The sequence below is a fragment of the Streptomyces sp. NPDC006326 genome, from assembly GCF_040612915.1.
In the GTDB taxonomy this organism is placed as follows: Bacteria; Actinomycetota; Actinomycetes; order Streptomycetales; family Streptomycetaceae; genus Streptomyces.
The window spans coordinates 129,313-154,914 of the sequence record NZ_JBEXRC010000008.1; the positions used below are offsets into that span (position 1 = coordinate 129,313).

Sequence of the window (25,602 nt, forward strand, 5' to 3'; positions counted from 1 at the left end):
CGCGTCCTGTTGACTGCCGTCACCATCACGATACGCTCGTGGGTGCTGCCGTACGGCCGGCTCCACCCACTTCGGTCCCCCGCAGCCGGGGGCCGCTGCCGTTGCGAGGGGGCGACCCGCCTTGGAGCTCAAGCCTTCCGCCCACGCCGACACCTTTGCCCGCGACCACCTGCCGCCGCCGCACGCCTGGCCGCAGCTCCTCTTCGAGCTCCCCGAGCTGGCCTATCCGGACCGGCTCAACTGCGGGGCGGAGCTGCTCGACGCCACCATCGACCGCTTCGGAGCGGACCGCCCGGCCTTCCGCAGCGGCGCGGGCGAGGTGTGGTCGTACGGGGAGCTGCGCGAGCGGGTGGACCGGCTCGCGCACGTGCTCACCGCCGACCTCGGGGTGGTCCCCGGCAACCGGGTGCTGCTGCGCGGCCCCACCGGCCCCTGGCTGGCGGCCTGCTGGCTGGCGGTGATGAAGGCGGGCGCGGTGGCCGTCACCGTGCTGGCCCAGCAGCGGGCTCACGAACTGGCCACGGTGTGCCGGATGGCCCGGGTCGGGCACGCGCTGTGCCATACGGGCGCGCTCGACGACCTGGTCAAGGCCGAGGTGCCGGGTCTGCGGATCACCCCCTACGGCGGGCCGGGGCCGGACGACCTGCTGCGGCTGGCCGAACGGCATCCCCTGCCCTTCCCGGCCGTGCGGACCTCCGCCGACGACGTGGCCCTGATCGCCTTCACCTCGGGCACCACCGGCCGCCCCAAGGGCTGCATGCACTTCCACCGCGACCTGCTGTCGGTCGCCGACACCTTCAGCCGCAGCGTGCTGCGCCCCCGTCCCGACGACGTCTTCGCGGGCAGCCCGCCGCTCGGTTTCACCTTCGGCCTCGGCGGCCTGGTCGTCTTCCCGCTGCGCGCGGGCGCCTGCGCGGTGCTGCTGGAGCAGGCCGGCCCGCGGCAGCTGCTGCCCGCGCTGGGCGAGCACCGGGTCACCGTGCTGTTCACCGCGCCGACCGCGTACCGGGCGATGCTGGACGACCTCGGGCCGTACGACGTGGGCGCCCACGACCTGTCGGCCCTGCGTCGCTGCGTCTCGGCCGGCGAGAACCTCCCGGAGGCCACCTGGCAGGCCTGGTACCGGCGCACCGGACTGCGGATCATCAACGGCATCGGGGCGACCGAGCTGCTGCACATCTTCATCTCGGCCGCCGACGAGGACATCCGCCCCGGCACCACCGGCCGGGTGGTCCCCGGATGGCAGGCCCGGGTGGTGGACGACCGCGGCCGCCCCGTCCCCGACAACCAGCCGGGCCTGCTCGCCGTGCGCGGACCGGTGGGCTGCCGCTACCTGGCCGACCCGCGGCAGGCGGAGTACGTACGGGACGGCTGGAACCTGACCGGGGACACCTACGTACGGGATCCCGAGGGCTACTTCCGGTACGTCTCCCGCGCGGACGACATGATCGTCTCGGCGGGGTACAACATCGCGGGCCCGGAGGTCGAGGAAGCCCTGCTGCGCCACCCCGACGTGGCGGAGGCCGCGGTGGTGGGCCGCCCGGACGAGCGACGCGGGCAGATCGTCGTGGCCTACACCGTCCCGCGGGCGGGCGCCACCCTGACGGAGGAGGCCCTGCGCACCTTCATGCGGGCGGAACTCGCCCCGCACAAATGCCCGCGGTCCTTCGTTTTCCTGCCCTCGCTCCCCCGGACGGCCACGGGGAAACTGCAGCGCTTCCGGCTGCGCGATCTACAGTGAACCCGTGGCCGAGCTGCACACCCCGCGATCACTGATCGTCACGTTCTACGGAGCCTACGGGCGGGCCTTCGACGGGCCGGTACCGGTGGCGGCCCTGGTGCGCCTGCTGGGCGCGGCCGGTGTGGACGCCCCGTCGGTCCGGTCCTCGGTGTCCCGGCTGAAGCGGCGCGGCTTCCTGCTGCCCGCCCACACCCGGGACGGCTCGGCGGGGTACGAGCTCTCCGCGGAGGCCCGGCAGCTGCTGGACGACGGCGACCGGCGGATCTACGGGCCGGCGCAGCCTTCCGGTGAGTGGCTGCTCGCCGTGTTCTCCGTCCCGGAGCAGGAGCGCCACAAGCGGCACCTGCTGCGCTCCCGCCTGGCCCGGCTCGGCTTCGGCGCGGTGGCGCCGGGCGTGTGGGTCGCCCCGGCCCACCTGTACGAGGAGACCGGCCACACCCTGGACCGGCTGCACCTGACCCCGTACGTGGAGCTGTTCCGGGGCGCCCACCTGGGCTTCGCCGCCACGGCCGAGGCGGTGGCCCGCTGGTGGGACCTGGCCTCCCTGGCCAAGCAGCACGAGGAGTTTCTCGACCAGCACGAGCCGGTGCTGCGCGGCCTGCAGACCGGGCCCGGGCCCACCCCGGAGGAGGCCTACCGCGCCTACCTGCTCGCCCTGGACAGCTGGCGCCGCCTCCCGTACGCGGACCCTGGACTGCCGCGTGACCTGCTGCCCGCGGACTGGCCGGGCGACCGCGCGGCGGCGGTCTTCACCGAACTGCACACCCGCCTGCGCGACCTCGGCGCGGGCTTCGTGGAACCGTAGCGGCGGCTGCCGCGTCCGGCGGCCCTCGTAAAACGGTGTGCGCGGCGGGCCTGCCCCGCGCCACCATGGGCCATGACATGGACCTTCACTCCTGATCTGGCGGCCTATCTGGCGGCGGCCGGCCCGGCCGTGGCCGCGGAGCCGGTGGTCAACACGGTGCTGCTCACCGTGACGGACGCGCTCAGGCGGCGCGGCCCGAACGCCTTCGGCCCGGACGCGCCCTTCTTCGGCTGGTGGACCGGCGCCGACGGCGCGGTCGCCGGAGGGCTCCTGTGCACCCCGCCGCACCCGGTGCTCGTCGGCGCACTGCCCGCGCGGGCGGTGCGGGAGCTGGGGGCCGCCCTCGCCGACGAGCCGCTGCTGGCCTGCGTCGCCGGGTTCAACGCCCGCCGCCCGGACGCCGAGGCCCTGGCGCGGGCCTGGGGCAGGCCCACCGAGATCGCCGAGGAGACCCGGCTGTACCGGCTTGCGGACCTGGTCGCACCACGACCGGCCCCGCCCGGCCGGTCCCGGCTCGCCGCCGAGGGCGACCTTCCGCTGCTGCTGGAGTGGCTGGAGGCCTTCAAGCGGGAGGCCTCCGTCCCCGGCGCCGCCTCCGAGGCCGCCCTGCGCGACCGCCTCTCGTACGGCGGCATGCTGCTGTGGGAGCACGCCGGCCGGCCCGTGTCGATGGCCGGGTTCAGCCGCCCGATCGGCTCGGTCTCGCGCATCGGCCCCGTCTACACCCCGCCCGCGGCCCGCCGCCGCGGGTACGCCGCCGGGGTCACGCACGCGGTGAGCACGGCGGCGTACGCGGCCGGCGCCTCGGAGGTGCTGCTCTTCACCGACCTGGCCAACCCGACCAGCAACGGCGTCTACCTGCGCCTCGGCTACACCCCCGTCGAGGACCGCGCCGAGGTGGTCGCCGCCTGAGCGCCCCGCGCGCCCCGCTTCAGCCGCGGCCCGTGGGCGGTCTGCGGCTGCCCGCCCGGTAGGGGGCGGGCCAGGGGGCGGCCGGGCCCTCGTAGGACTGGTCGGCGGCCGCGTGCAGGGTCCAGTGCGGGTCGTACAGGTGCGGGCGGCCGACCGCGCAGAGGTCGGCGCGGCCCGCCAGCAGCAGCGAGTTCACGTCGTCCCAGGAGGAGATCGCGCCGACCGCGATGACGGGGACGCCGAGCGCGTTGCGGATCCGGTCCGCGTACGGGGTCTGGTACGAGCGGCCGTACTCCGGCCGCTCGTCGGCGACGACCTGGCCGGTGGAGACGTCGATGGCGTCGGCGCCGTGGGCGGCGAAGGCGGCGGCGATGTCCACCGCGTCCTGCGGTGTGGTGCCGCCCGGCGCCCAGTCGGACGCCGACAGGCGGACCGTCATGGGCCGGTCCTCGGGCCAGACGGCCCGCACGGCGTCGAAGACCTCCAGCGGGAAGCGGAGCCGGTTCTCCAGGGCCCCTCCGTACGCATCGGTGCGGCGGTTGGTCAGCGGGGACAGGAACCCGGACAGCAGGTAGCCGTGCGCGCAGTGCAGTTCCAGCAGGTCGAAGCCGCAGTCCGCGGCCCTTCGGGCGGCCGCCGCGAACTCGGAGCGGATCTGCACCAGATCGGCCCCGGTCAGCGCGCGCGGAACCGCCGAGACGCCGGGCCGGTACGGCAGCGCTGAGGCCGCGACCACCGGCCAGTTGCCCTCGGGGAGCGGATCGTCCATGCCCTCCCACATCAGGCGGGTCGAGCCCTTGCGGCCCGCATGCCCGAGCTGGACGCCGAGCGCCGTACCGGGGGCGCTGGTGTGCACGAAGTCGGCGATCCGCCTCCACGCGGCGGCCTGCTCGGCCGTGTAGAGGCCGGTGCAGCCGGGGGTGATGCGGCCCTGCGCGGACACGCAGACCATCTCCGTCATCACCAGCCCGGCGCCGCCGAGGGCGCGGGCGCCCAGGTGTACCAGGTGGAAGTCGCCCGGGGTGCCGTTCCCGTCGCAGGCCGAGTACATGTCCATCGGGGAGACCACCACGCGGTTGCGCAGGGTCAGCCCGCGCAGCCGGAACGGGGTGAACATGGGCGGGGTGGCCGGGTCGGGGCAGCCGAAGTCCCGTTCGACGGCCCGGGTGAACCGCTCGTCGCGCATCCGCAGGTTGTCGTGGGTGACCCGGCGGCTGCGGGTGAGCAGGTTGAAGGCGAACTGCCGGGCGGGCTGGCCGAGGTAGCCGGCGATCTCCTCGAACCAGCGCATGCTGGCGGCCGCCGCCCGCTGGGTGGAGGCCACCGCCGGCCGCCGGGCGGCCTCGTAGGCGGCCAGGGCCGCCGGGATGTCGGGCGTGCCGCGGCCCGCTGCGGCGGCGGCCGTTTCGGCGCCGACCGCCTCGGCGAGCGCGAGGGCGTCCTCCACCGCCAGTTTGGTGCCGGAGCCGATGGAGAAGTGCGCGGTGTGCGCCGCGTCGCCCAGCAGGGCGGTGTTGCCGTGGGACCACCGCTCGTTGACGACGGTGCGGAACCGCGTCCACGTCGAGCGGTTGCCGTGCAGCGGCCGCCCCCGCAGGGCCTCGCCGAAGATCTTGGCGCAGCGGGCGGCGGACTCCGCCTCGTCGCACAGGTCGAGGCCGGCGGCCCGCCACACCTCCTCGCGCATCTCCACGATCACGGTGGAGGCGTCCGCCGCGTAGGGGTAGGCGTGCAGTTGCATGGCGCCGTGCTCGGTCTCGGCGATCTCGAAGCGGAACGCCTCGAAGGCGAAATCGGCGGCCAGCCAGATGTAGCGGCAGCGGCCGCCGGTCACGGTGGGCCGGAAGTGGGCGGCCCCGTCCTCCCGGGTCGCGCTGTGCACCCCGTCCGCGGCCACCACCAGGTCGTACGCGGCCGCCAACGCCCGGGCGGGCGGCGCCGGGGTGCGGAAGCGGAGGACGACGCCGAGGCCGGCGCAGCGTTCGTGCAGGATCTCCAGCAGCCGACGGCGCCCGAGCGCGGCGAAGCCGTGGCCGCCGGAGGTCAGCATCCGGCCGCGGTGGACGATCTCGATGTCCTCCCAGCGCACGAACTCGGCGCTGAGCGCGGCGTACACCTCGGCGTCCGCGCGTTCGATGCCGCCCAGGGTCTCGTCGGAGAGCACCACCCCGAAGCCGAAGGTGTCCTCGGGCGCGCCGCGCTCCCAGACCTCCACCGTGTGGCCCTGCCGGGCCAGCAGCGCTGCGGCGTACAGCCCCCCGGGCCCCCCGCCGACCACCGCGACCCTCACCATGGGGCTACCTGCCCTTCCACTCCGGGGGCCGCTTCGCGGTGAATGCGGCGTGGAATTCCGCGTAGTCCTGGCCGTTCATCAGCAGGGCCTGGGTGCTCGCGTCCAGCTCGACCGAGGCGGCGAGCGGCATGTCGAGTTCGGCGGTCAGCAGCGCCTTGGTCTGGGCGTACGCGAGGGCGGGCCCGGCGGCCAGGTGGGCGGCCAGTTCGGCCGCCCGTACGTCGGCCTTGCCCTCGTCGGTGAGCTCGCTGAGCAGGCCGATCCTTTCGGCCTCGGGGGCGCGTACGGGTTCGCCGAGCATCAGCAGCCGGGTGGCGTGCCCGAGGCCGACGACCCGGGGCAGCAGGTAGGCGGCGCCCATGTCCCCGCCGGAGAGCCCGACGCGGGTGAAGAGGAAGGCGAAGCGGGCGCTGGGGTCGGCGATGCGGAAGTCGGCGGCCAGGGCGAGGACGGCCCCGGCCCCGGCCGCGACCCCGTGGACGGCGGCGATCACCGGGAAGGGGCACTCGCGCACGGCGCGCACCACCTGGCCGGTCATCCGGTTGAAGTCGAGGAGCTGGGCGGTGTCCATGGCGAGGGTGGCGCCGATGATCTCGTCGACGTCCCCGCCGGAGCAGAAGCCGCGCCCCTCGCCGCCGAGGACGAGGGCGCGCACGGAGCGTTCCCGGGAGAGTTCGGCGAGCAGGTCGCGCAGGTCGGCGTAGGCGCCGAAAGTGAGCGCGTTCAGCTTCTCGGGGCGGTCGAGGGTGACGGTGGCCACGCCGTCCTGCCGGGTCACCCGCAGGTGGCGCCACCGTTCGGTCGCTGGAGTGGAACCGGTGAAGGGGCTCACACACCAGACGGTATCACTGCATCGTGACTACCGTCACAGAAACGCGACACAGGAGGGGCGGCGCCACCCGTCCGGCCGCCCGCATGACTATGCGGCCGAGGGGGCGGGGCCGGCGAGCGTGGCCACGAGGACGGCCTTGATGGTGTGCAGCCGGTTCTCGGCCTCATCGAAGACCACGGAGTGCGCGGACTCGAACACCTCGTCCGTCACCTCCAGCGAGTCCAGGCCGTGCCGCTCGTGGATCTCGCGGCCGACGGCGGTGCCCAGGTCGTGGAAGGCCGGCAGGCAGTGCAGGAACTTCACGTCCGGGTTGCCGGTGGCGCGCAGCACGTCCATGGTGACCGCGTACGGGGCCAGGGCCGCGATCCGCTCGTCCCAGACCTCCTTGGGCTCGCCCATGGAGACCCACACGTCGGTGGCGACGAAGTCGGCCTGCGCCACCCCTTCGGCGACCTCCTCGGTGAGCGTGATCCGGGCACCGCTCGCGGCGGCGAGCCGGCGGGCCTCGGCGACCACGGGCTCGGCCGGCCAGTAGGCCCGCGGCGCCACGATCCGTACGTCCATGCCGAGCAGGGCGCCGGTCACGAGGTAGGAGTTGCCCATGTTGAAGCGGGCGTCACCGAGGTAGGCGAAGGCGATCCGGTCCAGCGGCTTGGCGCAGTGCTCGGTCATGGTGAGCACGTCGGCCAGCATCTGGGTGGGATGCCAGTCGTCGGTGAGGCCGTTGAAGACGGGCACGCCGGAGTGCTCGGCGAGTGCCTCGACGGCCTCCTGGCTGTCCCCGCGGTACTCGATCCCGTCGAACATCCGGCCCAGCACGCGGGCGGTGTCCTTGACCGACTCCTTGTGGCCCATCTGGGAGCCGGACGGGTCGAGGTAGGTGGTGTGCGCCCCCTGGTCCGCCGCGGCGACCTCGAAGGCGCACCGCGTGCGCGTCGAGGTCTTCTCGAAGATCAGCGCGATGTTCCTGCCCCGGAGGCGCCGCTGCTCCGTCCCTGCCTTCTTGGCCGCCTTGAGCTCGGCGGCCAGCTCGACCAGGCCGCGGAACTCGGCGGCGGTGAAGTCGAGCTCCTTGAGGAAACTGCGGCCGGCGAGGGCGGGGGCCATGGGGACACTCCAGGGTCGTACTGACAGGCGAGAATGGAACTCTATACGATCCCTTGCATTGATATACAGCCGCCCCCTGGCGGGCCCCTCAGACGGCGTCCCGCTCCACCGGGCAGCTCATGCAGCGCGGTCCTCCCCGGCCCCGGCCGAGTTCGCTGCCCGGGATCTCGATCACCTCGATGCCCTGCTTGCGCAGGTGGGTGTTGGTGGTGACGTTCCGCTCGTACGCCACCACCACCCCCGGCTCCACCGCCAGCACGTTGCAGCCGTCGTCCCACTGCTCGCGCTCCGCCGCGTGCACGTCCTGGGTGGCGGTCAGCACGCGGATGGCGTCCAGCCCGAGGGCCGCGGCGATGGCCCGGTGCATGTGCTCGGGGGCGTGGTCGGTCACCTTGAGCTCCTGCGTCCCGGAGCCCGGCTCGATCGTGTAGGAGCGCAGCATGCCCAGGCCCGCGTACTGCGTGAACGTATCTGCATCCACCATGGTCATCACGGTGTCCAGGTGCATGAACGCCCGGCGCTTGGGCATGTCCAGGGCCACGATGCTGGTGGCCGACCCGGCCGCGAACAGGCCGCGCGCCAGCATCTCCACCGCCTGCGGCGTGGTCCGCTCGCTCATGCCGATCAGCACCGCTCCGTTGCCGATGACGAGCAGGTCGCCGCCCTCGATCGTCGAGGGGTAGTCGGCCTGGCCCTGGGACCAGTAGTGGAAGGCGCCGGAAGAGGTGAACAGGGGGTGGTGCTTGTAGATCGCCTCGAAGTGCACGGTCTCGCGCTGCCGGGCCGGCCAGCGCATGGCGTTGATGGACACCCCGTCGTAGATCCAGGCGGAGGTGTCGCGGGTGAAGAGGTGGTTGGGCAGCGGCCCGAGCAGGAAGTCGTCCAGTTCCATCGCGTGGAAGCGGACCGACACCGGCTCGGCGTGCCGTTCCAGGTACTCGCGCTTGGTCATCCCGCCCACCAGCGCCTCGGCCAGTTCGGCCGAGGGCAGCCCGTCGAAGACCGCGCGCAGGTGATCGGTGGCGAGCGGCCCGTACTCCTTCTCGTGGAACACCCGGCCCAGGACGAGGTGCCTCGCCTCCGGGATGTCCAGGGCCTCGCACAGCAGGTCACCGAAGAGGTGCACCTCGACGCCCCGGTCGCGCAGCACGTCCGCGAAGCCGTCGTGCTCCTGGCGGGCCCGGCGCACCCACAGCACGTCGTCGAAGAGCAGTGCGTCCTTGTTGCTCGGTGTGAGCCGCTTCAGCTCCAGGTCCGGCCGGTGGAGGATGACGCGGCGAAGCCGCCCGGTCTCGGAATCGACATGGAATCCCATGGCGTACACGTTCGCAGACCGGACGGCTTTTTGATGCGGCGTTGGCTCAGGAGCCCCTTCGGACCCCGGGGCCGCCGCCGTCCCGGTGGCCTCGGCCCGGGGCCTCAGCGCAGGCCGAGGAGCGCCGCGGGGGTGCCGATGAGCTCCGGGGCGGTCAGGCCGAGCTTCGGGGCGGTGAGGTCCGGGATCCCGAAGTTGGATCCGTTCGGCATGGTCAGCGGGGCTCCCAGGGCGGCGCCCGGGGTGCGGGTGACCATGCGGGTGGCCGGGGCCTCCAGCGAGCCCTCGCCGTCCGTGCTCGGCTCGCCGAGCAGGTTCGGCACCGGCGAGGTGACCAGGGTCCGGCCGAGCTCGGTCCGGATCGGCACCACCGGGAGGAGCGGGCCGGGGAGCAGGTCCCCGGTGTGCATGCGGGGTGCCTCGGGGGCGCCGACGACCGGTACCGGGACCGCGGTGGCCACGCGCGGAGTGTCCACGCCCAGCGTGGTCTTCACGGCGTCCAGGGGGACACCCACCGGCACCGAGTCGGCCACGGCCGGGGAGGCAGCACCGGCCGCGGCCATACAGGTCATGAGCGCCGCAATGCTTCCGCGCGCGGTCATCTTCATAGGTGACGTTCCGTCCTTCCAGGGTCGCGGACATTCCGCTGCCCTGGATGAACGATCCCGCCGGGGGTTTTCCGGGCGTTCTCCGGGAAAGTTCCCCCATACGACCTAATTCGGGGCCGTACGGGGGCACGGGATTTACGCACGCCGGGCCCGGCCGTCGTCGGCACCGGGCCCGGCCGCCGCCGGCACGCCGGTTCCCGCCGTCACAGCCGGGGGTCGACCGGCTCCGACTCCAGGGCGAGCACCGCGAAGACCGCCTCGTGCACCCGCCACAGCGGCTCGCCGGCCGCCAGCCGGTCCAGCGCCTCCAGCCCCAGCGCGTACTCGCGCAGGGCGAGCGAGCGCTTGTGGCCGAGGTGGCGGTGGCGCAGCTGCTCCAGCTGCTCCGGCCGCGTGTACTCCGGGCCGTAGATGATCCGCAGGTACTCGCGCCCGCGCACCTTGACGCCCGGCTGGACCAGGCGGCCCCCGCCGTCGCGGGCGCAGGCCTGGAGCGGCTTGACGACCATGCCCTCGCCGCCGGCGGCCGTGAGCTCCAGCCACCAGTCGGTCGCCGCGCGTACGGACGCCTCGTCGGCGGTGTCCACCAGGATCCGCCGGGTGCGGCGCAGCAGGCCGGTGCCGGCCGGCTTGCCGGGGTCGTCGGCATCGACGAGCCGGTCCAGCCAGAACAGCTGCTCGTCGTGCGGTACGGCGGCCAGCGAGCGCCCGGCGGCCGCGAGCAGCTGGAAGGGCGCGAAGCGCACGCCGTCCAGCCCGTCGGTGCTCCAGCAGTAGCGCCGGTAGGCGTCGGTGAACCGGGCGGCGTCCGCGGCCCGCTCGCGCTGGCGGGCGAGCAGCCCGGCCGTGTCGACGCCGCGGCCGGCGGCCGACTCCAGGGCGGCGACGGCGTCCGGGAAGACGGCGCGGGAGGCCGCGCCCACGGCGGCGTACTGGTTGCGCAGCAGGCCGGCGGACTTCAGCGACCACGGCAGCAGTTCCCCGTCGAGCAGCAGCCAGTCGGTGTCCAGTTCCTCCCACAGACCGGCCCCGGTGACCGCCGAGCGGAGCCGGGTGAGCACCTCCTCGGTGACCTCCGGATCGGTGAAGAAGGGCCGGCCCGTACGGGTGTAGACCGATCCGGTGGGGCCCTCGACGCCGAAGTGCTCGCGGGCAGCGGCCGGATCCTTGCAGACCAGGACCGTCGCCCGGGAGCCCATGTGCTTCTCCTCGCAGACGACCTGGGCGATGCCGTCCTTGCGGTACTGGGCGAAGGCCTCGGCCGGGTGCTCCAGCCAGCCCTCCAGCGCCGAGGTCGCCACGGGCGCCATGGTGGGCGGCAGGTACGGCACCAGCCGCGGGTCGGCGGCGAAGCGGCTCATGACCTCCAAGGCGGCCGCCGCGTTCTCCTCGCGCACGGTGACGTTGCCGAGGTGGCGGGTCTCCACGATCCGGCGCCCGTGCACGTCGGCCAGGTCCAGCGGGCGCGGCTCCCGGGCCCGCGGCTCCGGGGCGAGCGGCCGGACGGGCTCGTACCAGACCTTCTCGGCCGGTACGTCGACCAGTTCGCGCTCGGGCCAGCGCAGGGCGGTCATCCGGCCGCCGAAGACGGCGCCGGTGTCCAGGCAGAGGGTGTTGTTGATCCAGGACGTGTCCGGGACCGGGGTGTGGCCGTAGACCACGGCCGCCTTGCCGCGGTACTCCTCCGCCCACGGGTAGCGCACGGGCAGGCCGAACTCGTCCGTCTCGCCGGTGGTGTCCCCGTACAGGGCGTGCGAGCGGACCCGGCCGGAGGTGCGGCCGTGGTACTTCTCGGGCAGCCCGGCGTGGCAGACCACGAGCCTGCCGCCGTCCAGCACGTAGTGGCTGACGAGGCCGCGGATGAACTCCCGCACCTCCTGGACGAACTCCTCCGGCTCCCGCTCCAGCTGCTCGATCGTCTCGGCGAGGCCGTGGGTCCGCTGGACCTTGGCGCCCTTGAGGTAACGGCCCAGCTTGTTCTCGTGGTTCCCGGGCACGCACAGGGCGTTGCCGGCCTTGGCCATGCCCATGACCCGGCGCAGGACGCCCGGGCTGTCGGGGCCGCGGTCGACGAGGTCGCCGACGAAGACGGCGGTGCGGCCGGCGGGGTGGACGCCGTCCTCGTAGCCGAGTTTGGCGAGCAGGGTCTCCAGCTCGGAGGAGCACCCGTGGACGTCGCCGATGATGTCGAAGGGGCCGGTGAGGTGGGTGAGGTCGTTGAACCGCTTCTCCCGTACGATCTCGGTTGCTTCGACCTCCTCGACGGTGCGCAGGACGTGGACCTTGCGGAAGCCCTCGCGCTCCAGGCCGCGCAGGGAGCGCCGCAGGTCGCGCCGGTGGCGCTGGATGACCGCGCGCGGCAGCCCGGCCCGGTCGGGGCGGCCCGCGTTGCGCTCGGCGCAGACCTCTTCGGGCAGGTCGAGGACGATGGCGATGGGCAGGACGTCGTGCTCGCGGGCGAGCCGGACCAGCTGTGCGCGCGCCTCCTGCTGGACGCTGGTGGCGTCGACGACCGTGAGGCGGCCGGCGGCGAGCCGCTTTCCCGCGATGTAGTGCAGGACGTCGAAGGCGTCCTTGCTGGCGCCCTGGTCGTTCTCGTCGTCGCTGACCAGCCCACGGCAGTGGTCGGAGGAGAGGACCTCGGTGGGCTTGAAGTGCCGGCGCGCGAAGGTGGACTTGCCCGATCCGGTGGCCCCGATCAGGACGACGAGGGACAGGTCGGTGACGGGAAGTACGCGTCGCTTGCGGTCGGGGGTGGTCATGCTGCCTCGCCCTCCTTCGGGGTGTCGGTGGCCACGGTGCCGGCGGTGGCGTCGGCGGCCGTGCCCGCGGCGGCGGTGAAGACGGCCATCTGGGTGGGCGGTCCGACCTCGGGGTCGTCGTCGCCGACCGGTACGAAGGCGACTTCGTACCCGTGGCGGGCGGCCACGGAACCGGCCCAGCCGCGGAACTCCTCGCGGGTCCACTCGAAGCGGTGGTCGCCGTGCCGGACGTGTCCGGCGGGCAGGTTCTCCCAGCGGACGTTGTACTGGACGTTCGGCGTGGTCACGAGGACCGTGCGGGGGCGGGCCGCGCCGAACACCGCGTACTCCAGCGCGGGCAGCCGCGCCGGGTCCAGGTGCTCGATGACCTCGCTGAGCACGGCCGCGTCGTAGCCGGCCAGCCGCTTGTCGGTGTAGGCCAGGGAGCCCTGGACCAGCGTCACGCGCGCACTCTGCCGCTCCCCCATCCGCTCCGTCCGCAGCCGCCGGGCGGCGACGGTCAGGGCCCGCACGGACACGTCCATGCCGACGATCTCGGTGTACGCCGGGTCCTTGAGCAGCGCCTGCACCAACTGACCCTGGCCGCAGCCGAGGTCCAGCACGCGGTGGGCGCCGGCGGCCCGCAGCGCGGTGAGGACCGCCTCGCGGCGCTGCACGGCGAGCGGTACCGGCCGCTCCTCGGTGTCGCGGCCCTCGTCGACCGCATTGTCGAGCTCCTCGACCTCGCTGCCGTCGGCCTCGGCGAGCCGGACCAGCTCCAGGCGCTCCAGGGCGTCGCGGGTGAGCCCCTTGCGGCGGGCCAGGTAGCGGGAGGTGATCAGCCCGTTCTCCGGGTGCGCGGCCAGCCAGCCGTCTCCGGCGCGCAGCAGCTTGTCCACCTCGTCGGGGGAGATCCAGTAGTGCTTGGCGTCGTCGAGGACGGGCAGCAGGACGTAGAGCTGGCGCAGCGCGTCGGCGAGCCGCAGCTCCCCCTCCAGGACGAGCCGCACGTACCGGGAGTCGCCCCACTCGGGGAACTGCTCGTCCAGCGGCAGGGGTTCGGCCCGTACGAGGTCCCAGCCGAGCGGACCGAACAGCCGGTGCACGAGCTCCGCACCGCCGCGCGCGGGCAGTGCCGGTATCTCGATCCGCAGGGGCCGGACCTGCCCGGGCACTTCCGGCCGGGCGGTGCACTGGCCGCCCAGCGCGCTGCGGAAGACGGCGCTGAGGGCGACGGCGAGCAGCGAGGAGGCCGCGTACGGGCGGTCGTTGACGTACTGCGCGAGCGCGGCATCGGGCGCCCCGCCCCGGCCCTTGCGCTGCCCCCGCCGCACGAGGGCGACCGGGTCCACCTCCAGCAGCAGCGCGGCCGTGCACCGCTCGGCGGTGGCCTCGGGATAGAACACGTGGGCCGTGCCGTGGGAGGTGGTGAACGCCTGCGCCTTCTCGGGATGCTTGTGCAGCAGGAAGCCCAGGTCGGTGGCCGGGCGCTCGGCGCTGCCGGTGGTGGAGATCGTCAGGAACATGCAGCTCAGCATGACCGCCGCCCGCCCCGGGGGCCACCGTATTTACCCCTCCCCGTCGGCCCGCCCCGGCTCTGCCGCGCGCCCCGGGATCCGATCCGGTCAAGTGCCCGCCGCCGGTGTGCCCGGGGCTGTACCGTCCGCGGAACGACGTCGTTCGACCGCGTTCCCCGTGCCCCGGGAGGGCCTCCTCCGTGTACCCGCCGCAGCCCTACCCACCCGTGCCCGCATCCGGGCGGCGCTGGTGGCAGCACCCCGCCCTGATCATCGCCCTGCTGGTCCTGATCCCGCCCGCCGGTATCGCGCTCGCCTGGACGAGCCCGTGGGGCCGCGGCAAGAAGATCGTCGCGACGGTCCTCGCGGGGCTGTGGTTCCTCACCCCCTTCCTCGGCGATCCGCCCGGGAAGGCGAAGGCCGACGCCGGGCCCGCCGCCCTCGCATCCGCTTCGCCCGGTGCCAGTCCCCGGCCCTCCGGGCCGCCCGGGCTCGTCGGGCGGAACCTGAAGGAGGCGAAGGCCGCGGCGTCCGCCGCCGGGTTCGACGCCGTCTCCCACGACGCCTCCGAGGGGGACGCGGCCCAACTGGCCGAAGCCGACTGGAAGGTCTGCTTCCAGGCGCTGGTGACCCGGCAGGCCGGTGCGGTGCCCGCGCTCGACTTCGGTGTGGTCCGCAGCGACGCCCCGTGTCCCGCCAGGGACGGGGAGCCGGTCCCGTACCCGAGGATGCCCGAGGTCGTCGGCCTGACCTTCGCCAAGGCGTCCGAGACGCTCGGGCCGATCGGCTTCCAGAAGACCGAACCGTACAGCGCGTATACGGACGTCGTGCTGCCCGCCGCCGTGGCGGACTGGGTCGTCTGCTTCCAGGAGCCCGAGAAGGGCAAGGAGGTGAGGGAGCCCAAGGGCGCCTCGGCCCGCCTGGGGCTCACCGCGCCGGGAACCGGCTGCCCGGGCACGCCGAACACCGAACTCCATCCCAAGCCCGCGCCGGCGCCGACGCCGACGTCGACGCCGACGCATACGGACGACGACTCCGGCAGTTCGTCGTCGGGCGGGTCCTCCTCCGGCGGGTCGGGCACGGGAGGCGCAGGGAGCGGGACCGTCACCCCGGGGGCGTTCTGCTCCACGCCCGGGGCGACCGGCATCGGGAAGAACGGCGGCGTCTACACCTGCAAGGGGCCCGGTCAGGACCGCTGGCGGCGCTGAGGGCTCCCGCCCTGCGGCAGGTCCCGGGCGAGTGCGGCGATGCGCGGCGGGCCGACGCGGCAGCAGCCGCCGATGAGCCGGGCGCCCGCTTCCTGCCATGCCGTCGTGGGCCAGGGGGCCGGGTCGTGCGGGGGCTCCCAGGTCTGCGTGGCGGCGTCCCAGACGGAGCCGTCGTTGGGATAGGCCAGCAGCGGTGTGGCCGTCACCGACGCGGCGGCCTGCAGGGCGGGCAGGACGTCCGCGGGGTCACAGCAGTTGACGCCGAGGGCGATGATCTGCGGGGCGTCGGCGGCGAGGGCGAAGGCCTCGGCCACCGGCTGTCCGGAGCGGGTGCGGGGGCCGGCCACCGTATGGCTCAGCCAGGCGGGCGCACCGGTCTCGGCGAGGACGGTGAGCAGTGCCTCGGCCTCGTCGGGGTCGGGGATGGTCTCCAGGGCCAGGACGTCCGGGCCCGCGGCGAGCAGGGCCTCGATCCGGGGGCGGTGGAAGTCCGCCAGCTCCCGCACGCTCAGGCCGTACCGGCCGCGGTACTCGGACCCGTCCGCGAGCACCGCCCCGTACGGGCCGACGGAGGCGGCCACCCACACCTCGTGGTCCGCCGCCTGCGCCGCCCGGTCCGCGAGGTCCACGCTGCGGCGCAGCAGGGCGGTGGTCGCGGCCCGGTCGTGGCCGTGGGCGGCGAAGGCCTCGTACCCGACCTGGTAGCTCGCGGTGATCAGCACCTCGGCGCCGGCCTGCACGTACGCGGTGTGGGCGGCCTCCACCTGCTCGGGCCGCTCGGCGAGCACCCGGCCCGACCAGAGGCCGCCGGACAGGTCGCATCCCTGGTCGGTGAGCTGGTTGCTCAGCCCGCCGTCCAGGAGGACGACCCGGTGGGCGAGGGCCTCGGCGAGCGGGCCGGATGCCCGGGGCATCGGTTTCCCGTCCTCTCTCAGCCGAGCTGGGACAGCACCTGGGCCGAGATCAGCTCCAGGTGGTCCAGGTCGTCGAGATCGAGCAGTTGGAGATAGACGCGGGAGCAGCCGATGGCCTCGTAGGTGCCGATCTTCTCGACGACCTGTGCGGGGGAGCCGGCCAGGCCGTTGGCCTTGAGCTCGTCCACGTCCCGCCCGATGGCGGCGGCCCGGCGGGCGACCTCGGCGTCGTCCTTGCCGACGCAGACGACGAGGGCGTTGGAGTAGACGAGCGCGTCGGGCTTGCGCCCGGCCTCCTCGGCCGCCCGGCGGACCCGGTCGAACTGCCGGGCGCTGTCGGCGATCGACGCGAAGGGCATGTTGAACTCGTCGGCGTAGCGGGCGGCGAGGCGCGGGGTGCGCTTGGCGCCGTGGCCGCCGATGAGCACGGGCACCTTGGCCTGGGCCGGTTTGGGCAGGGCCGGGGAGTTCTCCACGCGGTAGTGGGCGCCGGTGTAGTCGAAGGTGGCGCCGGGGGCGGTCGCCCACAGCCCGGTGACGATGGCCAGCTGCTCCTCCAGCCTGGCCATCCGCTCGGCCGGGAAGGGGATCCCGTATGCCTTGTGCTCCTCCTCGAACCAGCCTGCGCCCAGCCCCAGTTCGACCCGGCCACCGGACATCTGGTCGACCTGTGCCACCTGGATGGCGAGTACGCCCGGCAGGCGGAAGGTACCGGCGGTCATCAGCGTGCCGAGCCGGATCCGGCTCGTCTCGCGGGCGAGGCCGGCGAGGGTGATCCAGGCGTCGGTGGGGCCGGGCAGGCCGTCCGCCGAACCCATCCGGAGGTAGTGGTCGGAGCGGAAGAACCGGTCTCCTTGCTACCCATAGCGTATCACTCCCTTGACCTGCGGTAACGCCGTCAGAGTCAAGTGTCCGCCCCTCTTGGGGACATGGCAAAGCCCCGGCCACATAGGTGACCGGGGCTCGTCTTCGCTACGCCAGTACCGGCAGCAGCTCCCGCGCTTGCTTCATGAGTACCTCGTCGGGCTTCGGCTGGCCCGTGTCGTCCACACCGTCGACGAGGGTCATGCGGCCGACCAACAAGCTGCCGTGGCCGTACATGTTCCCCCCGTTCCCGCGGGGCTCCGCGCGCGCGTCGATCTCCAGATGCCACGCGACCGACGGAAGGTTCATGGACCCCGGCTTCGGCACCGTGCGGGCGCTCCACGCCGTGCACAGGATCCAGTCCGCCCGCTGGGCAGGGTCCGCGTTGGCGGGAAGGTGTCGCGCGGCCACGTCGAGCCAACTGACGTCCGGCACCTCCGGGATAGGGATGTACCCGACGATCGCCGTCGTACCGAAGTGGCCGGCGGACGCGTACGCCCCGACTCCATACACGTCAGGCCACATGTGCAGCAGAGGGAAGAGCGTTACCCGCCCCTCCCCCGTCATCTCTCGTGCCATTGCGCCTCTCCTCACCCATGGGACAGCCCCGCCCTGATCCTGCCAGGGCGGGGCCTTGATCACTGACTAGCGGCGGCGGTTAGTTGTCGCCACACCCGTGGGTCGGGTTGGAGCCGCCTCCGTCGCCCGACTCGATGTCCTTGTTCCCCTGGTCCTCGTCACCCTTGACGATCCACTGCGGTGCCACTCGGTACATGTGCCTTGCCCTTCTCTCGATGGGTGGTGCATGACTGGTGGTGCTAGCCCACTCACGTGAGTGGGCTCCGTGCCCGTCCCCGCCGGGGTCCTTACCTCGCCATGGCGGCTTGAGGTGGATCAGCCCAGCGGGGGCGGAGTCTGGGGAGCGGACAGAGACCCTGCCGAGCCTCACCCCTGCGGGGTCCCTGCCGCCCCTCCGCCGCCCGTTCGCCTAAACGGACGGGGGCGGGTCTGTGGGGTGCCCTGCGGGCCCTTCGAGGGCCGCAGCGAGGGCGGTAGCGCGTTCATCCGCAGCGTGGATGAACTCTGTCTGTCTGCCGACGTCCAGCGCCTCCGCGACTGCCGCTTGTAGCTCCGTCAGATACTCGGCGCTGAAGCGGTATCCGTCGAAGCTCACGGTCGCCCCCTGTGCGGGTGCTGACGGATTTCGACAGCCAGATCTGACGCCCGGCTCTGGTCGAACTCCGGAGAGCGGGGGTCCTTGCACCGCTGCCACTGCCGGAAGCAAGCGGCGCACACGTCACAGTTCGGATCGGGCTTGGGTACCGACGTAAAGAGCCGGTCCACACTGGCAATCACTGGCGCATTTATCTCGTAGGACACACTTCGCCCCTCACCGCGATCAGGTGGCTACTCGCTGTGTTGCAATCTCAGCGTGGCACTGACGGAGCCTCAGCGCAACTATGTCGACGCGGAAGACATAAATGCAATCCGGCCCCCAAGTGGGCTGCACTGTGCCAGCATTCGGGTACTCGCCGGATGCGGCGGGGTGAGGAGGTGGAACATGAGCGCTCCGTCAGTACGTCAGCGCCGTCTTGGCGCGGAGTTGCGGGGTCTGCGGGAGCGGTCCGGTCTGAAGGGCGACGACGTGGTTGGGCGCGTCCTGGAGATCCTTCAGCAGAGGGACGAGCGCGCTGGCACACGTCGGCGCGTCGGACGCGATATCGACCAGCCGCGACTGTCCCGGATCGAGGGCGGCCGGCTGGGCATCAAAGCTGACGTCCTGGACGCACTGCTGGACATCTACGGCGTGGACGACATGGCCAAGCGTGAAGTGCTCCACGCACTGGCAGCCGGAGGTTCCCGCCGCGGATGGTGGCAGACGTACCGAGACATCATCTCGCCTGCGTACGCGGAGCTGATCAGTCTGGAGGCGGACGCGAAAAGCCTTAGGAGCTACCAGACACTCTTGGTTCCCGGGCTTCTCCAGACGGCCGCCTACGCCCGCGCGTCCATTTCGGCCATCAACATGACCGCGACACCGGATCAGGTGAACGCTCTTGTTGAAGTCCGCATGGCCCGTCAGTCGGTGCTGTCGCGACCGGAGCCGCTGGAGGTGTGGGCGATCATCCATGAGGCGGCGCTCCGCACGCCTACGGCGGACCCCACGGTGATGCGGGAGCAGTGTCAACGGCTGCTCGACCGCATGGAGCTTCCTCACGTCTCGATACAGATCATTCCGCAGGATGCTCCCCCGCATCCCGGCATGGCAGGCGCGTTCACGGCCCTGAGCTTCCCCGAGAGCGCCGATCTTGACGTCGTCCTCGTGGAGCACCTGGCAAGCGCTCTGTATGTTGAGGATGCCGCCGACGTGTCGGTCTATGGCAGCGCGTTTGAGCATCTCCGGGCGCACGCGTTGCCGTTCGACAAATCGGCCGACCTCACCGCAAGAATCAAGCAGGAGTACACATGACCACTCTCCGCAACGCGTCTGCCCACGGTCTGACGTGGACGAAGTCCAGCTACAGCGACGGCGGGAACAACTGCATCGAGACGGCCGCCGGACAGCTCGTCGGCGTCGTCCCCGTCCGTGATTCGAAGGCCCCGACGGGCCCCGCCGTCGTCTTCGCTGACTCCATCTGGGGCGCCTTCGTCGACGCCGTGAAGGCCGGCGCGCTCTAACCGAACAGACTGACCCGCGGCGCCCGCTCCCGACGCGCTTGGGGGGCGGGCGTTGCTGTGCCCGGAGGAGGGGACATGGCGGAGGAAGAGGACGAGGCGGGCGCCCTGTGGCGGTCCGTTGGATGGGACGTGTGGGGACGCCCTGACGGCCCATGGCGAGGCGGTGTCACCTCGACGAGCCGCTATCTGATGGGTGGCCGCTTCTTAGCCAGCGGCCGAAACATTGAGGCCGAGTCGTGGCTGACACGAGCTGCGGAGGCTGGGCACCCCGGCGCCTTTTTCCGCCTGGCCCTCGTCTGCCTGCGTACCGGCCGGCCAGGGGAGGCGCTAGAAATGTTGGTTGACGCCACGGACCGCGGACATAAGGATGCCGATCGGATCTTGGGCGCGTGGGATGACTGCCATGAAGAGTCTGTGTCCGCCGACGACGGGTTCGAGCATGTGCGCGATGCGGTGGCCGAGCCGCAGGACCCTGCGTTTGCTGCGGAGGTCGCCCACCTCGTGGCGGGCCTTTGGCGCCAGACATGAGAAAGGCCCCTCAGTGAGGGGCCCACTCCATCCCCGCACACGCGGGGAACCGCCTGTAGCTCAGGGCAAAGACGGATCATGGTTCATCCCCGCGCACGCGGGGAACTACCTGACAGTTAGAGCGAAGTCAGGTCACGGTTCATCCCCGCAAGTGCAGGGAAGAGCACTGCTGTGCTCGTAACGCGGTTCATCCCCGCTGGCTGCGGGGAGCAGTCCATTAACGCGCCCTGATCGAGCTCGTCAACAGGGTCATCCCCGCAGGTGCGAGGAGCATCGGCATGGCGAGCATGCACGTGGATCAACCCCGCTAGTGCGGGGAGCAAGTCCCCTGAGGGACGTCCTCATCATGGCACGGCGGTCCGCGGATTCGCAGTCACTCTTACGGATTACTCCGTGGCCTGCCAGACGTCGGGGCCGCCCCCGCGCCATTCGATGAGGGGGAAGACCGCAGCTTCCTCCGGCTCCAGCTCCAGGCCGGCCCGCCGTAGGAATTCCGCGACGTCACGGAGGCTCGTCGCCCGGCCGAGTATCTCCGCGTCGACGTGCACGCGCCGGCCGCCAGTTGCGTCGGGCGGGTGGACGACTATGCGGGGGCTCATGGGTCCAGGGTGGGGCGCGCGGTGCCTGCCGACGAGGCGGGGCCGCCGTTCGGGTGACGGTCCGCAAACGCAAAAAGCCCCCGCCGGGTGTCCGACGGGGGCTCTTCGTTGCTAGTTCCGGCCGCTGCGGGCCGTCTCGATGGCTTGACGACGGTTGATGTTCGTGCACCAGTCTGCGACGTTGTTCGTCGTCGGCAATGACTCCAGTTCCGCGGCAACTGCACGGCGCACGCGTGCCTCCACCGCATCGCGATAGCGGTCCAGAGCATCCTCAGCCAGCGTCATCCCCATGTCGCTGACGATGTAGCCACCGGGGAGTGACGACTCCAGCACGCCCCGCGCTTCGTCCTCTTCGTATGTGTCCATGCCGTCTCCCTCACACGCCGACGGTGCGGCGGATGCTGTGGTGCCGCTTTGTGCACTCTGCCAGGTCCACCAGGACATCCCGCGGCCCATACCCCGGGTACTTTGTGATGTGCCCCTGCGACGCCCAGCCGCGGACGGTTTCGACAGCCACCCCGAGTTCAGCGGCAACCTCCGCGTACGTCCGAAAAATGACCGTCTCCGGCTCTTCCAGGGGTCGCGTGGGCTCTTCCTCCGTCAGTGCCTCGCGCGGCTCCTCAGCGGACGTCGGCGGCTCCGCGGGGGCAGCTTCGGCCGCCTCGTCCGGTGTCGACGTCGCCTTGCGGGCATGGAGCAGCAGAGACCCGCCGAAGAACGCGAGCACCGGCCATCCTGCGACGGCGATGCGAAGCCAGACGGGCAGCGCTTCCATGTTCAGCACGCCGGCCGTCGCGACGTTCGCGCCAAGGGACGCCGCCAGGGAGAGCGTGAACCAGAACCAGGGCCCGCGCGCGGGCGCGCCGGTCGCCTTCGCCCGGCGGATCATCTGCCACGCCATGACCAGGAGCAGATCGACGCTTACCGGGTAGGCCCACGCCATCCATCCTCCCTGTCCCGCAGCCTCCGCCACGTCGTGGATGTGGCGGAAGGAGATAGCGGCTGCAATGACTGCCTGAATCAGGATCGGATCGACGTCGCGCAGGCGGCGCAGTTGGGCTCTCATGTCTCCTCGTTCGTGTGCAGTGTTCGTACATGGGTAGAGCCCCTGCGTCCGCAATTCGCAGGGGCTCCGTTGTTTAACTGATCAGCCGCAGCACTCCGGCGTACCGCACGGGGCGTTGTCGTTGGTGCGGACGAGGCGGCTCCAGCACTTCACGCAGAGACCAGCGCCGCACGGGTTGCTGGAGCGGTTCAGGATGTGGTGAGTGTCCGTGGTGGCGTCGAACGTGCGCTCCGTCTGCCCGAAGCAAACCGCACATACGTGCAGTTCAGGCGTCCGGAGCGACTGACCGCCACGATTCCAGCCGATGAGGGCCGGCAGACTCCACGCGACAGCTACCTCGTCAACCTCCACGGCGTCGATGATGCGCATTTCCGTCCCCTTTCGTAAGCCCCTTGCGTGACTCCATAGTGGCACAGTTATGGCGTACGCCACAACCCTTCCGCCCACTTCCGTGAGTGCACTTACGGACCCTCCCGCAGCATCGCCACCAGGGCGCCCGACGGAAGGGTGACGACGTGGCCGGCTCGAACCTGCGTCAGGGCCCAACCTCGCTCCCCGGCCTGGCGTAACAGGCGCCAGTAGCCCTCGATGTCGACGAGTGCCCACGCACCGCTCTCGAACGTCACGCGGTAGCGCACGGGACCTCCGGAAGGGGTCGGCGGACGGTGACGGGCGTCTCCCGCGGGAGGATGACCACTCCCCCGCCCACCGTCGGGATGCGGACGTCGTCGGGGCCGGCCCACGCCGCTTCCTGCGCGGCCATCCACTCGCGGCCGTGACGGGTGAACACGTCGTGGCGTCGGATCTTGTAGGCGACGGTGGGGACTTCCTTGAGGACGCTCATGGTCATCACGCCTTCGCTGCCGTGGCGACTGTCAGCGTCATGTGCCGTCGTAGTTCGACGCGACTCCTGGACGGCATGTTCTTGGCGGCCTCGTCGAACGCCCGAATTGCTGCGGCCTCGTCGGGGTGCTCGGTATCCATCACATCGCCGGCGCCGTCGATGTATCGGATGACGTACTTCTCCTCGTACTTCACGGTCTCTCCTATGTGAGTGATTGGCGAAACGAGCGAGGCCCCTGCGTCCGCAATTCGCAGGGGCCCCTGTGGTGTCAGCGCTTTGCGTTGACGAACTGGAATGCGGTGCGGAGGTTCCCCTCACCCGCCTCCAGAACGGCCCCGCTGTAGCTGCTTCGGATCTCGTAACGCCACTCCGCGTCAGAGTCCTCGTCGGCCGTGGGCCACACGAACCCAGTCCACATCTCCGGGTAGTCCAGGTAGGTGGACGGGCTTCGACGGAGTCGCCACTCCTCGCCCACCCGGACCATGTTCCAGCCGTTGGCCCGGTTGCTCGTGGCTATCGTGCTCATGCTGACCTTCATGCCCGCTCCTCTGTTGAGTTTTCCGTGTGCTCCTTGCGCGACTCGATGGTGACACAGTTATGGCGTACGCCACAACTCATTGGCGGAAGAAATCCGCCCGCTCCCCCATCCGGTCCGTGTGCCCCGCACGCTCCTCCGGCGGAAGGTACGGCGCAATGAGCTCCGTCGGCCCGTACTCGACGACCCACGGCGTCGGCTGCATCGGCTCGGTCTTTGTCTCGTACCGGCCGTAGCCGACGAGAGCGGCGATGGAGACGACCACGAGGGACGCGCACACGGCGAAAGCGCGGTACGGAAGTTCGGGGTACTGAAGCCGGCTGCGCCGCACCGTCGACGCCCAGACGCAGCGTCCGCGTCCGTCGCTCACGTGATACGGCTCCAGCAGATCCGACTGCCAGTCGACGGCCCGGAGCCGGCCGCGGAATCCGTCGAAACGGCCGCATGGAGTGGAAGTGACCGTCACGCGGTCGCCGAGACGGAGCGGGTGTGAGGACATGGCATGTCCCTTCGAAGATGGGTGGTGCTTCGAGTGCCCCGGGTGAGCTACGACGCTCGTACGGCTGGACCGTCCCGGGGCCGACGTTGCTACTTGGCGCGCTTCTCAGCCGTCAACTTCCAACAACTCGCCGCGAAGCAGATCCAAGACGCGAGCAGAAAGAGCAATGCCGCAACCGGCACCGCGGGGTTGCCCACGCCGTGAGCCCCGATGAGCCCTATTGCGATGGCCAGCCAGGTGGCCGCCAGTCCCGCGTAACAGAGTCCGTTGCTGGTCATCATCTCTCCTCTGTGTGCTTCGAGTGCCCCGCCGCGGATTCGAACCGCGCGCCCGCCGGGGGAGGTCGGAGGGCTGCCGTCGCGGGGCGGGCGTTACCGAAGGAGTCCAACCCATTCAAGGAATGCGCGTGACACCCGTTCACCTCGGACAAGTTCGTCCGCCGCGACGTTCGAGGGCAGTGCCGGGTATGCCGTCAGAAGCCGACGAGCACGATCCCGGGCGTCATCGGGGGTGACATCGGGGCATGCTTGTGTGAGCTTCGCGGCTGCCCGTCGGACCTTCAGAAACTTCAGCATCATTCCTCCTACGGCCTGCCTCATCAGCGCGGGGAGGCCACACCCGCGGACGCCCCGGAGGGCGTTTCGGCTAGATGAGGTCTTGGACCCGACGCCCCTCGGCGGTGGCCCGATACACCTGCGGCTCGTAGGTGCCTCCCCCGAAGCGCGGGAGCGTCTTTCCGCCGCCTACGACCTCCGCCAGTCCCCGGCGGACCAGCGCTTTCAGGGCGGGGTAGGTGCACCCCTTCGCGTTCATCGCCCGGGTACCTTCGGCACTGACGGTCTCGTGGTGGACGAGATTCTTCAGCGTCCTCACCATGTTCTCGGTGAGCTTGGGGGCCGCCTTGATCTCCTCCACGTTGTCCACGAGAGCGGTGCGCTCGTGCCCGTCGTCGCAAGCGACGAGAGCGGCCGGGAGGCCCCCGATCGGGTAGATGCTCGTTACGGTCCCCGTGAACTCCACGCGCCGCCCCTGGTTCACGATGTGCCCGACTACGTGCGACCCGGCGGTGATGCTCATGGTGTCTCCCTGTTTGGCTTCGTAGACGGTTCGAGTGCCCCGGGCCGGATTCGATCCGGCACCGTCGCGGCTTGGCCGGGGCGGGTGGTGCGGTTAGAGCGACGGGTCGAAGACGCTGAGGATGCCGTCCTCAACTTTCCAGTCCGTTATGGCGACGAAGTCCGGAATCGTGACCTCGTGGTCACAGTCGTTATTGGTGCAGTGGAAGACCGTCGGCGTCAGCTGCGCGTAGGTCGCGACGGCGCTGCACTGTCCACACTCCGGCTGAACCCACATTGGAGACCTCCCCTTGCCGGACTCCGCGTGAGCCCCTGGCGTGACTCCATAGTGGCACAGTTATGGCGTACGCCACAACCCCTGCTGCTCTACGAGGGTCCGCTCCCCTCCAGGTACGTGGCGATCCTCAGAAGGTTGTGAGCATCGGCCTCGGGGGCGAGCTGTCGGGCAGTCTCCAGGAGCTCCAGGCGAGTGGGCGGGGCGAGCGGCGACGGGGCTATTGCCGGTGCGTCGTTGGGCTGCGCCTCTCCCCCATCGGTCTCGTCGGCCAGGGTCAGGATGCCGCGGGCGAAGGCGCGGGCGTCGACGGGAGTCAGAGACGCACAGACCTTCATGCCGTCCTCGTCGCACGCGTCGACGTGGACACTGTCACCTACGCGGTGGGCCTCCAGGTAGTCGTCCGGCGCCCATCGGCACTGGGCACGGTAGGTCTCGGCCATGGTCTCTCCTCGTTGTCTTTTCGTGGCTCCGTAAGTGCACTTACGGAGGGGGTCAGAAGTCGTCGAGCTCTGCGGGAAGATCGGTCAGCTCGTCCAGCGCGTACGTGACGTCGTCGCCCCAAAGGGCCGCCTCGTCGGGGCGAACACCCTGGACGTCGTAGGCGTCGAGGGAAGGCAGTCGGCTCATGATTCGGTCCTAGTT

Annotated in this window: 28 protein-coding genes, 1 other RNA gene and 1 pseudogene; 7 read left to right on the plus strand and 23 right to left on the minus strand. The window is 71.5% G+C overall.

All coding sequences use genetic code 11. From position 1 onward, the window contains the following. Positions 1-121 precede the first annotated feature (121 nt). From ABZ128_RS09220 to ABZ128_RS09230, 3 genes are all read left to right on the plus strand, one after another. Complete coding sequence (locus ABZ128_RS09220) at positions 122-1,741, plus strand: AMP-binding protein (protein WP_356847092.1); 1,620 nt, start codon at positions 122-124, stop codon at positions 1,739-1,741. Positions 1,742-1,745: 4 nt separating this feature from the next. Beyond that, complete coding sequence (locus ABZ128_RS09225) at positions 1,746-2,546, plus strand: PaaX family transcriptional regulator C-terminal domain-containing protein (RefSeq protein ID WP_356847094.1); 801 nt, start codon at positions 1,746-1,748, stop codon at positions 2,544-2,546. Positions 2,547-2,618: 72 nt separating this feature from the next. Then, a complete protein-coding gene (locus tag ABZ128_RS09230) occupies positions 2,619-3,458 on the plus strand; it encodes a GNAT family N-acetyltransferase (protein ID WP_356847095.1) in 840 nt (279 codons plus the stop codon). A gap of 19 nt (positions 3,459-3,477) precedes the next feature. Here the strand turns inward: ABZ128_RS09230 and ABZ128_RS09235 are convergent, their stop codons facing one another. The 7 genes from ABZ128_RS09235 to ABZ128_RS09265 all read right to left on the minus strand — a co-directional run bounded on the left by ABZ128_RS09235 (position 3,478) and on the right by ABZ128_RS09265 (position 13,880). Further along, positions 3,478-5,751 (minus strand): bifunctional salicylyl-CoA 5-hydroxylase/oxidoreductase, encoded by a 2,274-nt coding sequence (locus ABZ128_RS09235; protein ID WP_356847096.1) that lies wholly within the window; start codon positions 5,749-5,751, stop codon positions 3,478-3,480. A gap of 4 nt (positions 5,752-5,755) precedes the next feature. Then, positions 5,756-6,583: an enoyl-CoA hydratase family protein gene (locus tag ABZ128_RS09240; protein ID WP_356847097.1), complete on the minus strand. Its 828-nt coding sequence runs from the start codon at positions 6,581-6,583 to the stop codon at positions 5,756-5,758. 87 nt (positions 6,584-6,670) lie between these two features. After that, a complete protein-coding gene (gene argF / locus ABZ128_RS09245; protein WP_356847099.1) occupies positions 6,671-7,690 on the minus strand; it encodes an ornithine carbamoyltransferase in 1,020 nt (339 codons plus the stop codon). An 88-nt stretch (positions 7,691-7,778) separates the two neighbouring features. Further along, positions 7,779-9,005, minus strand: a complete 1,227-nt coding sequence (locus ABZ128_RS09250; protein ID WP_356847100.1) for an arginine deiminase — start codon at positions 9,003-9,005, stop codon at positions 7,779-7,781. 104 nt (positions 9,006-9,109) lie between these two features. Beyond that, positions 9,110-9,607: a hypothetical protein gene (locus tag ABZ128_RS09255; RefSeq protein ID WP_356847101.1), complete on the minus strand. Its 498-nt coding sequence runs from the start codon at positions 9,605-9,607 to the stop codon at positions 9,110-9,112. A gap of 209 nt (positions 9,608-9,816) precedes the next feature. Next, positions 9,817-12,375, minus strand: a complete 2,559-nt coding sequence (locus ABZ128_RS09260; protein WP_356847102.1) for a polynucleotide kinase-phosphatase — start codon at positions 12,373-12,375, stop codon at positions 9,817-9,819. Further along, a complete protein-coding gene (locus ABZ128_RS09265; RefSeq protein ID WP_356847103.1) occupies positions 12,372-13,880 on the minus strand; it encodes a 3' terminal RNA ribose 2'-O-methyltransferase Hen1 in 1,509 nt (502 codons plus the stop codon). Before ABZ128_RS09265 ends, ABZ128_RS09260 begins: the two co-directional genes overlap by 4 nt. Positions 13,881-14,098: 218 nt before the next feature. Here ABZ128_RS09265 and ABZ128_RS09270 point away from each other — a divergent pair, with 218 nt between their 5' ends. Continuing rightward, entirely contained in the window at positions 14,099-15,079 is a 981-nt protein-coding gene (locus ABZ128_RS09270; RefSeq protein WP_356847104.1) for a PASTA domain-containing protein, read from the plus strand. Here the strand turns inward: ABZ128_RS09270 and mmuM are convergent. From mmuM to ABZ128_RS09285, 3 genes and pseudogenes are all read right to left on the minus strand, one after another. Continuing rightward, positions 15,058-15,993 (minus strand): homocysteine S-methyltransferase, encoded by a 936-nt coding sequence (gene mmuM, locus ABZ128_RS09275; protein ID WP_356847105.1) that lies wholly within the window; start codon positions 15,991-15,993, stop codon positions 15,058-15,060. The two genes, ABZ128_RS09270 and mmuM, sit on opposite strands and share 22 nt — an antisense overlap. Positions 15,994-16,010: 17 nt before the next feature. Beyond that, positions 16,011-16,838, minus strand: a pseudogene (locus ABZ128_RS09280) (LLM class F420-dependent oxidoreductase); the annotation flags it as partial. A 127-nt stretch (positions 16,839-16,965) separates the two neighbouring features. Further along, positions 16,966-17,436: a hypothetical protein gene (locus ABZ128_RS09285; RefSeq protein ID WP_356847107.1), complete on the minus strand. Its 471-nt coding sequence runs from the start codon at positions 17,434-17,436 to the stop codon at positions 16,966-16,968. A 982-nt stretch (positions 17,437-18,418) separates the two neighbouring features. Between ABZ128_RS09285 and ABZ128_RS09290 the strand changes: the two genes are divergently transcribed. The 3 genes from ABZ128_RS09290 to ABZ128_RS09300 all read left to right on the plus strand — a co-directional run bounded on the left by ABZ128_RS09290 (position 18,419) and on the right by ABZ128_RS09300 (position 20,064). Next, the gene (locus ABZ128_RS09290) at positions 18,419-19,327 is read left to right on the plus strand and encodes a helix-turn-helix transcriptional regulator (RefSeq protein ID WP_356847108.1); all 909 of its coding nucleotides are present in this window, start codon (positions 18,419-18,421) and stop codon (positions 19,325-19,327) included. After that, complete coding sequence (locus ABZ128_RS09295) at positions 19,324-19,536, plus strand: DUF397 domain-containing protein (protein ID WP_356847110.1); 213 nt, start codon at positions 19,324-19,326, stop codon at positions 19,534-19,536. Before ABZ128_RS09290 ends, ABZ128_RS09295 begins: the two co-directional genes overlap by 4 nt. A 75-nt stretch (positions 19,537-19,611) precedes the next feature. Further along, positions 19,612-20,064: a hypothetical protein gene (locus ABZ128_RS09300; protein WP_356847111.1), complete on the plus strand. Its 453-nt coding sequence runs from the start codon at positions 19,612-19,614 to the stop codon at positions 20,062-20,064. A 386-nt stretch (positions 20,065-20,450) separates the two neighbouring features. On the opposite strand, the gene ABZ128_RS09305 is transcribed toward ABZ128_RS09300, so the two are convergent. From ABZ128_RS09305 to ABZ128_RS09365, 13 genes are all read right to left on the minus strand, one after another. Beyond that, positions 20,451-20,663: a hypothetical protein gene (locus tag ABZ128_RS09305; RefSeq protein ID WP_356847112.1), complete on the minus strand. Its 213-nt coding sequence runs from the start codon at positions 20,661-20,663 to the stop codon at positions 20,451-20,453. A gap of 111 nt (positions 20,664-20,774) precedes the next feature. Continuing rightward, on the minus strand, positions 20,775-21,029 hold the full coding sequence (locus ABZ128_RS09310) for a hypothetical protein (RefSeq protein WP_356847113.1): 255 nt from the start codon (positions 21,027-21,029) through the stop codon (positions 20,775-20,777). Between the two features lie 10 nt (positions 21,030-21,039). Beyond that, a complete protein-coding gene (locus ABZ128_RS09315; RefSeq protein WP_356847115.1) occupies positions 21,040-21,729 on the minus strand; it encodes a DUF2637 domain-containing protein in 690 nt (229 codons plus the stop codon). An 81-nt stretch (positions 21,730-21,810) separates the two neighbouring features. Then, positions 21,811-22,098 carry a hypothetical protein gene (locus ABZ128_RS09320; RefSeq protein ID WP_356847116.1) on the minus strand — a complete coding sequence of 96 codons (288 nt, stop codon included), beginning with the start codon at positions 22,096-22,098 and terminating at the stop codon, positions 21,811-21,813. Between the two features lie 92 nt (positions 22,099-22,190). After that, positions 22,191-22,367 carry a hypothetical protein gene (locus ABZ128_RS09325; protein ID WP_356847117.1) on the minus strand — a complete coding sequence of 59 codons (177 nt, stop codon included), beginning with the start codon at positions 22,365-22,367 and terminating at the stop codon, positions 22,191-22,193. After that, complete coding sequence (locus tag ABZ128_RS09330; protein WP_356847118.1) at positions 22,352-22,573, minus strand: hypothetical protein; 222 nt, start codon at positions 22,571-22,573, stop codon at positions 22,352-22,354. Before ABZ128_RS09330 ends, ABZ128_RS09325 begins: the two co-directional genes overlap by 16 nt. Before the next feature lie 5 nt (positions 22,574-22,578). Further along, positions 22,579-22,767, minus strand: coding sequence for a hypothetical protein (locus tag ABZ128_RS09335; protein WP_356847119.1), 189 nt, complete (start codon positions 22,765-22,767; stop codon positions 22,579-22,581). A 74-nt stretch (positions 22,768-22,841) separates the two neighbouring features. Beyond that, entirely contained in the window at positions 22,842-23,099 is a 258-nt protein-coding gene (locus ABZ128_RS09340; RefSeq protein WP_356847121.1) for a hypothetical protein, read from the minus strand. An 88-nt stretch (positions 23,100-23,187) separates the two neighbouring features. Further along, positions 23,188-23,478 (minus strand): hypothetical protein, encoded by a 291-nt coding sequence (locus ABZ128_RS09345; protein WP_356847122.1) that lies wholly within the window; start codon positions 23,476-23,478, stop codon positions 23,188-23,190. A gap of 713 nt (positions 23,479-24,191) precedes the next feature. After that, positions 24,192-24,254: hammerhead ribozyme type II (locus ABZ128_RS09350), an RNA gene on the minus strand. Next, positions 24,253-24,684 carry a hypothetical protein gene (locus ABZ128_RS09355; RefSeq protein ID WP_356847123.1) on the minus strand — a complete coding sequence of 144 codons (432 nt, stop codon included), beginning with the start codon at positions 24,682-24,684 and terminating at the stop codon, positions 24,253-24,255. Before ABZ128_RS09355 ends, ABZ128_RS09350 begins: the two co-directional genes overlap by 2 nt. Positions 24,685-25,049: 365 nt before the next feature. Beyond that, complete coding sequence (locus ABZ128_RS09360) at positions 25,050-25,400, minus strand: hypothetical protein (RefSeq protein WP_356847124.1); 351 nt, start codon at positions 25,398-25,400, stop codon at positions 25,050-25,052. A 52-nt stretch (positions 25,401-25,452) separates the two neighbouring features. Then, on the minus strand, positions 25,453-25,587 hold the full coding sequence (locus ABZ128_RS09365; RefSeq protein WP_356847125.1) for a hypothetical protein: 135 nt from the start codon (positions 25,585-25,587) through the stop codon (positions 25,453-25,455). Positions 25,588-25,602 lie beyond the last annotated feature (15 nt).

Excerpts from the sequence above, each read along its gene's own strand:
- ABZ128_RS09290 (WP_356847108.1), top strand. The coding sequence starts at position 18,419 with ATGAGCGCTCCGTCAGTACGTCAGCGCCGTCTTGGCGCGGAGTTGCGG.
- ABZ128_RS09305 (WP_356847112.1), bottom strand. The coding sequence starts at position 20,663 with ATGAGCCCCCGCATAGTCGTCCACCCGCCCGACGCAACTGGCGGCCGG.
- ABZ128_RS09230 (WP_356847095.1), top strand. The coding sequence starts at position 2,619 with ATGACATGGACCTTCACTCCTGATCTGGCGGCCTATCTGGCGGCGGCC.
- ABZ128_RS09355 (WP_356847123.1), bottom strand. The coding sequence starts at position 24,684 with ATGAGCATCACCGCCGGGTCGCACGTAGTCGGGCACATCGTGAACCAG.
- ABZ128_RS09260 (WP_356847102.1), bottom strand. The coding sequence starts at position 12,375 with ATGACCACCCCCGACCGCAAGCGACGCGTACTTCCCGTCACCGACCTG.
- argF (WP_356847099.1), bottom strand. The coding sequence starts at position 7,690 with ATGGCCCCCGCCCTCGCCGGCCGCAGTTTCCTCAAGGAGCTCGACTTC.
- ABZ128_RS09360 (WP_356847124.1), bottom strand. The coding sequence starts at position 25,400 with ATGGCCGAGACCTACCGTGCCCAGTGCCGATGGGCGCCGGACGACTAC.
- ABZ128_RS09285 (WP_356847107.1), bottom strand. The coding sequence starts at position 17,436 with ATGGCACGAGAGATGACGGGGGAGGGGCGGGTAACGCTCTTCCCTCTG.
- mmuM (WP_356847105.1), bottom strand. The coding sequence starts at position 15,993 with ATGCCCCGGGCATCCGGCCCGCTCGCCGAGGCCCTCGCCCACCGGGTC.
- ABZ128_RS09235 (WP_356847096.1), bottom strand. The coding sequence starts at position 5,751 with ATGGTGAGGGTCGCGGTGGTCGGCGGGGGGCCCGGGGGGCTGTACGCC.
- ABZ128_RS09340 (WP_356847121.1), bottom strand. The coding sequence starts at position 23,099 with ATGAGCACGATAGCCACGAGCAACCGGGCCAACGGCTGGAACATGGTC.
- ABZ128_RS09250 (WP_356847100.1), bottom strand. The coding sequence starts at position 9,005 with ATGGGATTCCATGTCGATTCCGAGACCGGGCGGCTTCGCCGCGTCATC.
- ABZ128_RS09320 (WP_356847116.1), bottom strand. The coding sequence starts at position 22,098 with ATGCGCATCATCGACGCCGTGGAGGTTGACGAGGTAGCTGTCGCGTGG.
- ABZ128_RS09255 (WP_356847101.1), bottom strand. The coding sequence starts at position 9,607 with ATGACCGCGCGCGGAAGCATTGCGGCGCTCATGACCTGTATGGCCGCG.
- ABZ128_RS09300 (WP_356847111.1), top strand. The coding sequence starts at position 19,612 with ATGGCGGAGGAAGAGGACGAGGCGGGCGCCCTGTGGCGGTCCGTTGGA.
- ABZ128_RS09265 (WP_356847103.1), bottom strand. The coding sequence starts at position 13,880 with ATGTTCCTGACGATCTCCACCACCGGCAGCGCCGAGCGCCCGGCCACC.
- ABZ128_RS09310 (WP_356847113.1), bottom strand. The coding sequence starts at position 21,029 with ATGGACACATACGAAGAGGACGAAGCGCGGGGCGTGCTGGAGTCGTCA.
- ABZ128_RS09315 (WP_356847115.1), bottom strand. The coding sequence starts at position 21,729 with ATGAGAGCCCAACTGCGCCGCCTGCGCGACGTCGATCCGATCCTGATT.
- ABZ128_RS09365 (WP_356847125.1), bottom strand. The coding sequence starts at position 25,587 with ATGAGCCGACTGCCTTCCCTCGACGCCTACGACGTCCAGGGTGTTCGC.
- ABZ128_RS09295 (WP_356847110.1), top strand. The coding sequence starts at position 19,324 with ATGACCACTCTCCGCAACGCGTCTGCCCACGGTCTGACGTGGACGAAG.
- ABZ128_RS09330 (WP_356847118.1), bottom strand. The coding sequence starts at position 22,573 with ATGAGCGTCCTCAAGGAAGTCCCCACCGTCGCCTACAAGATCCGACGC.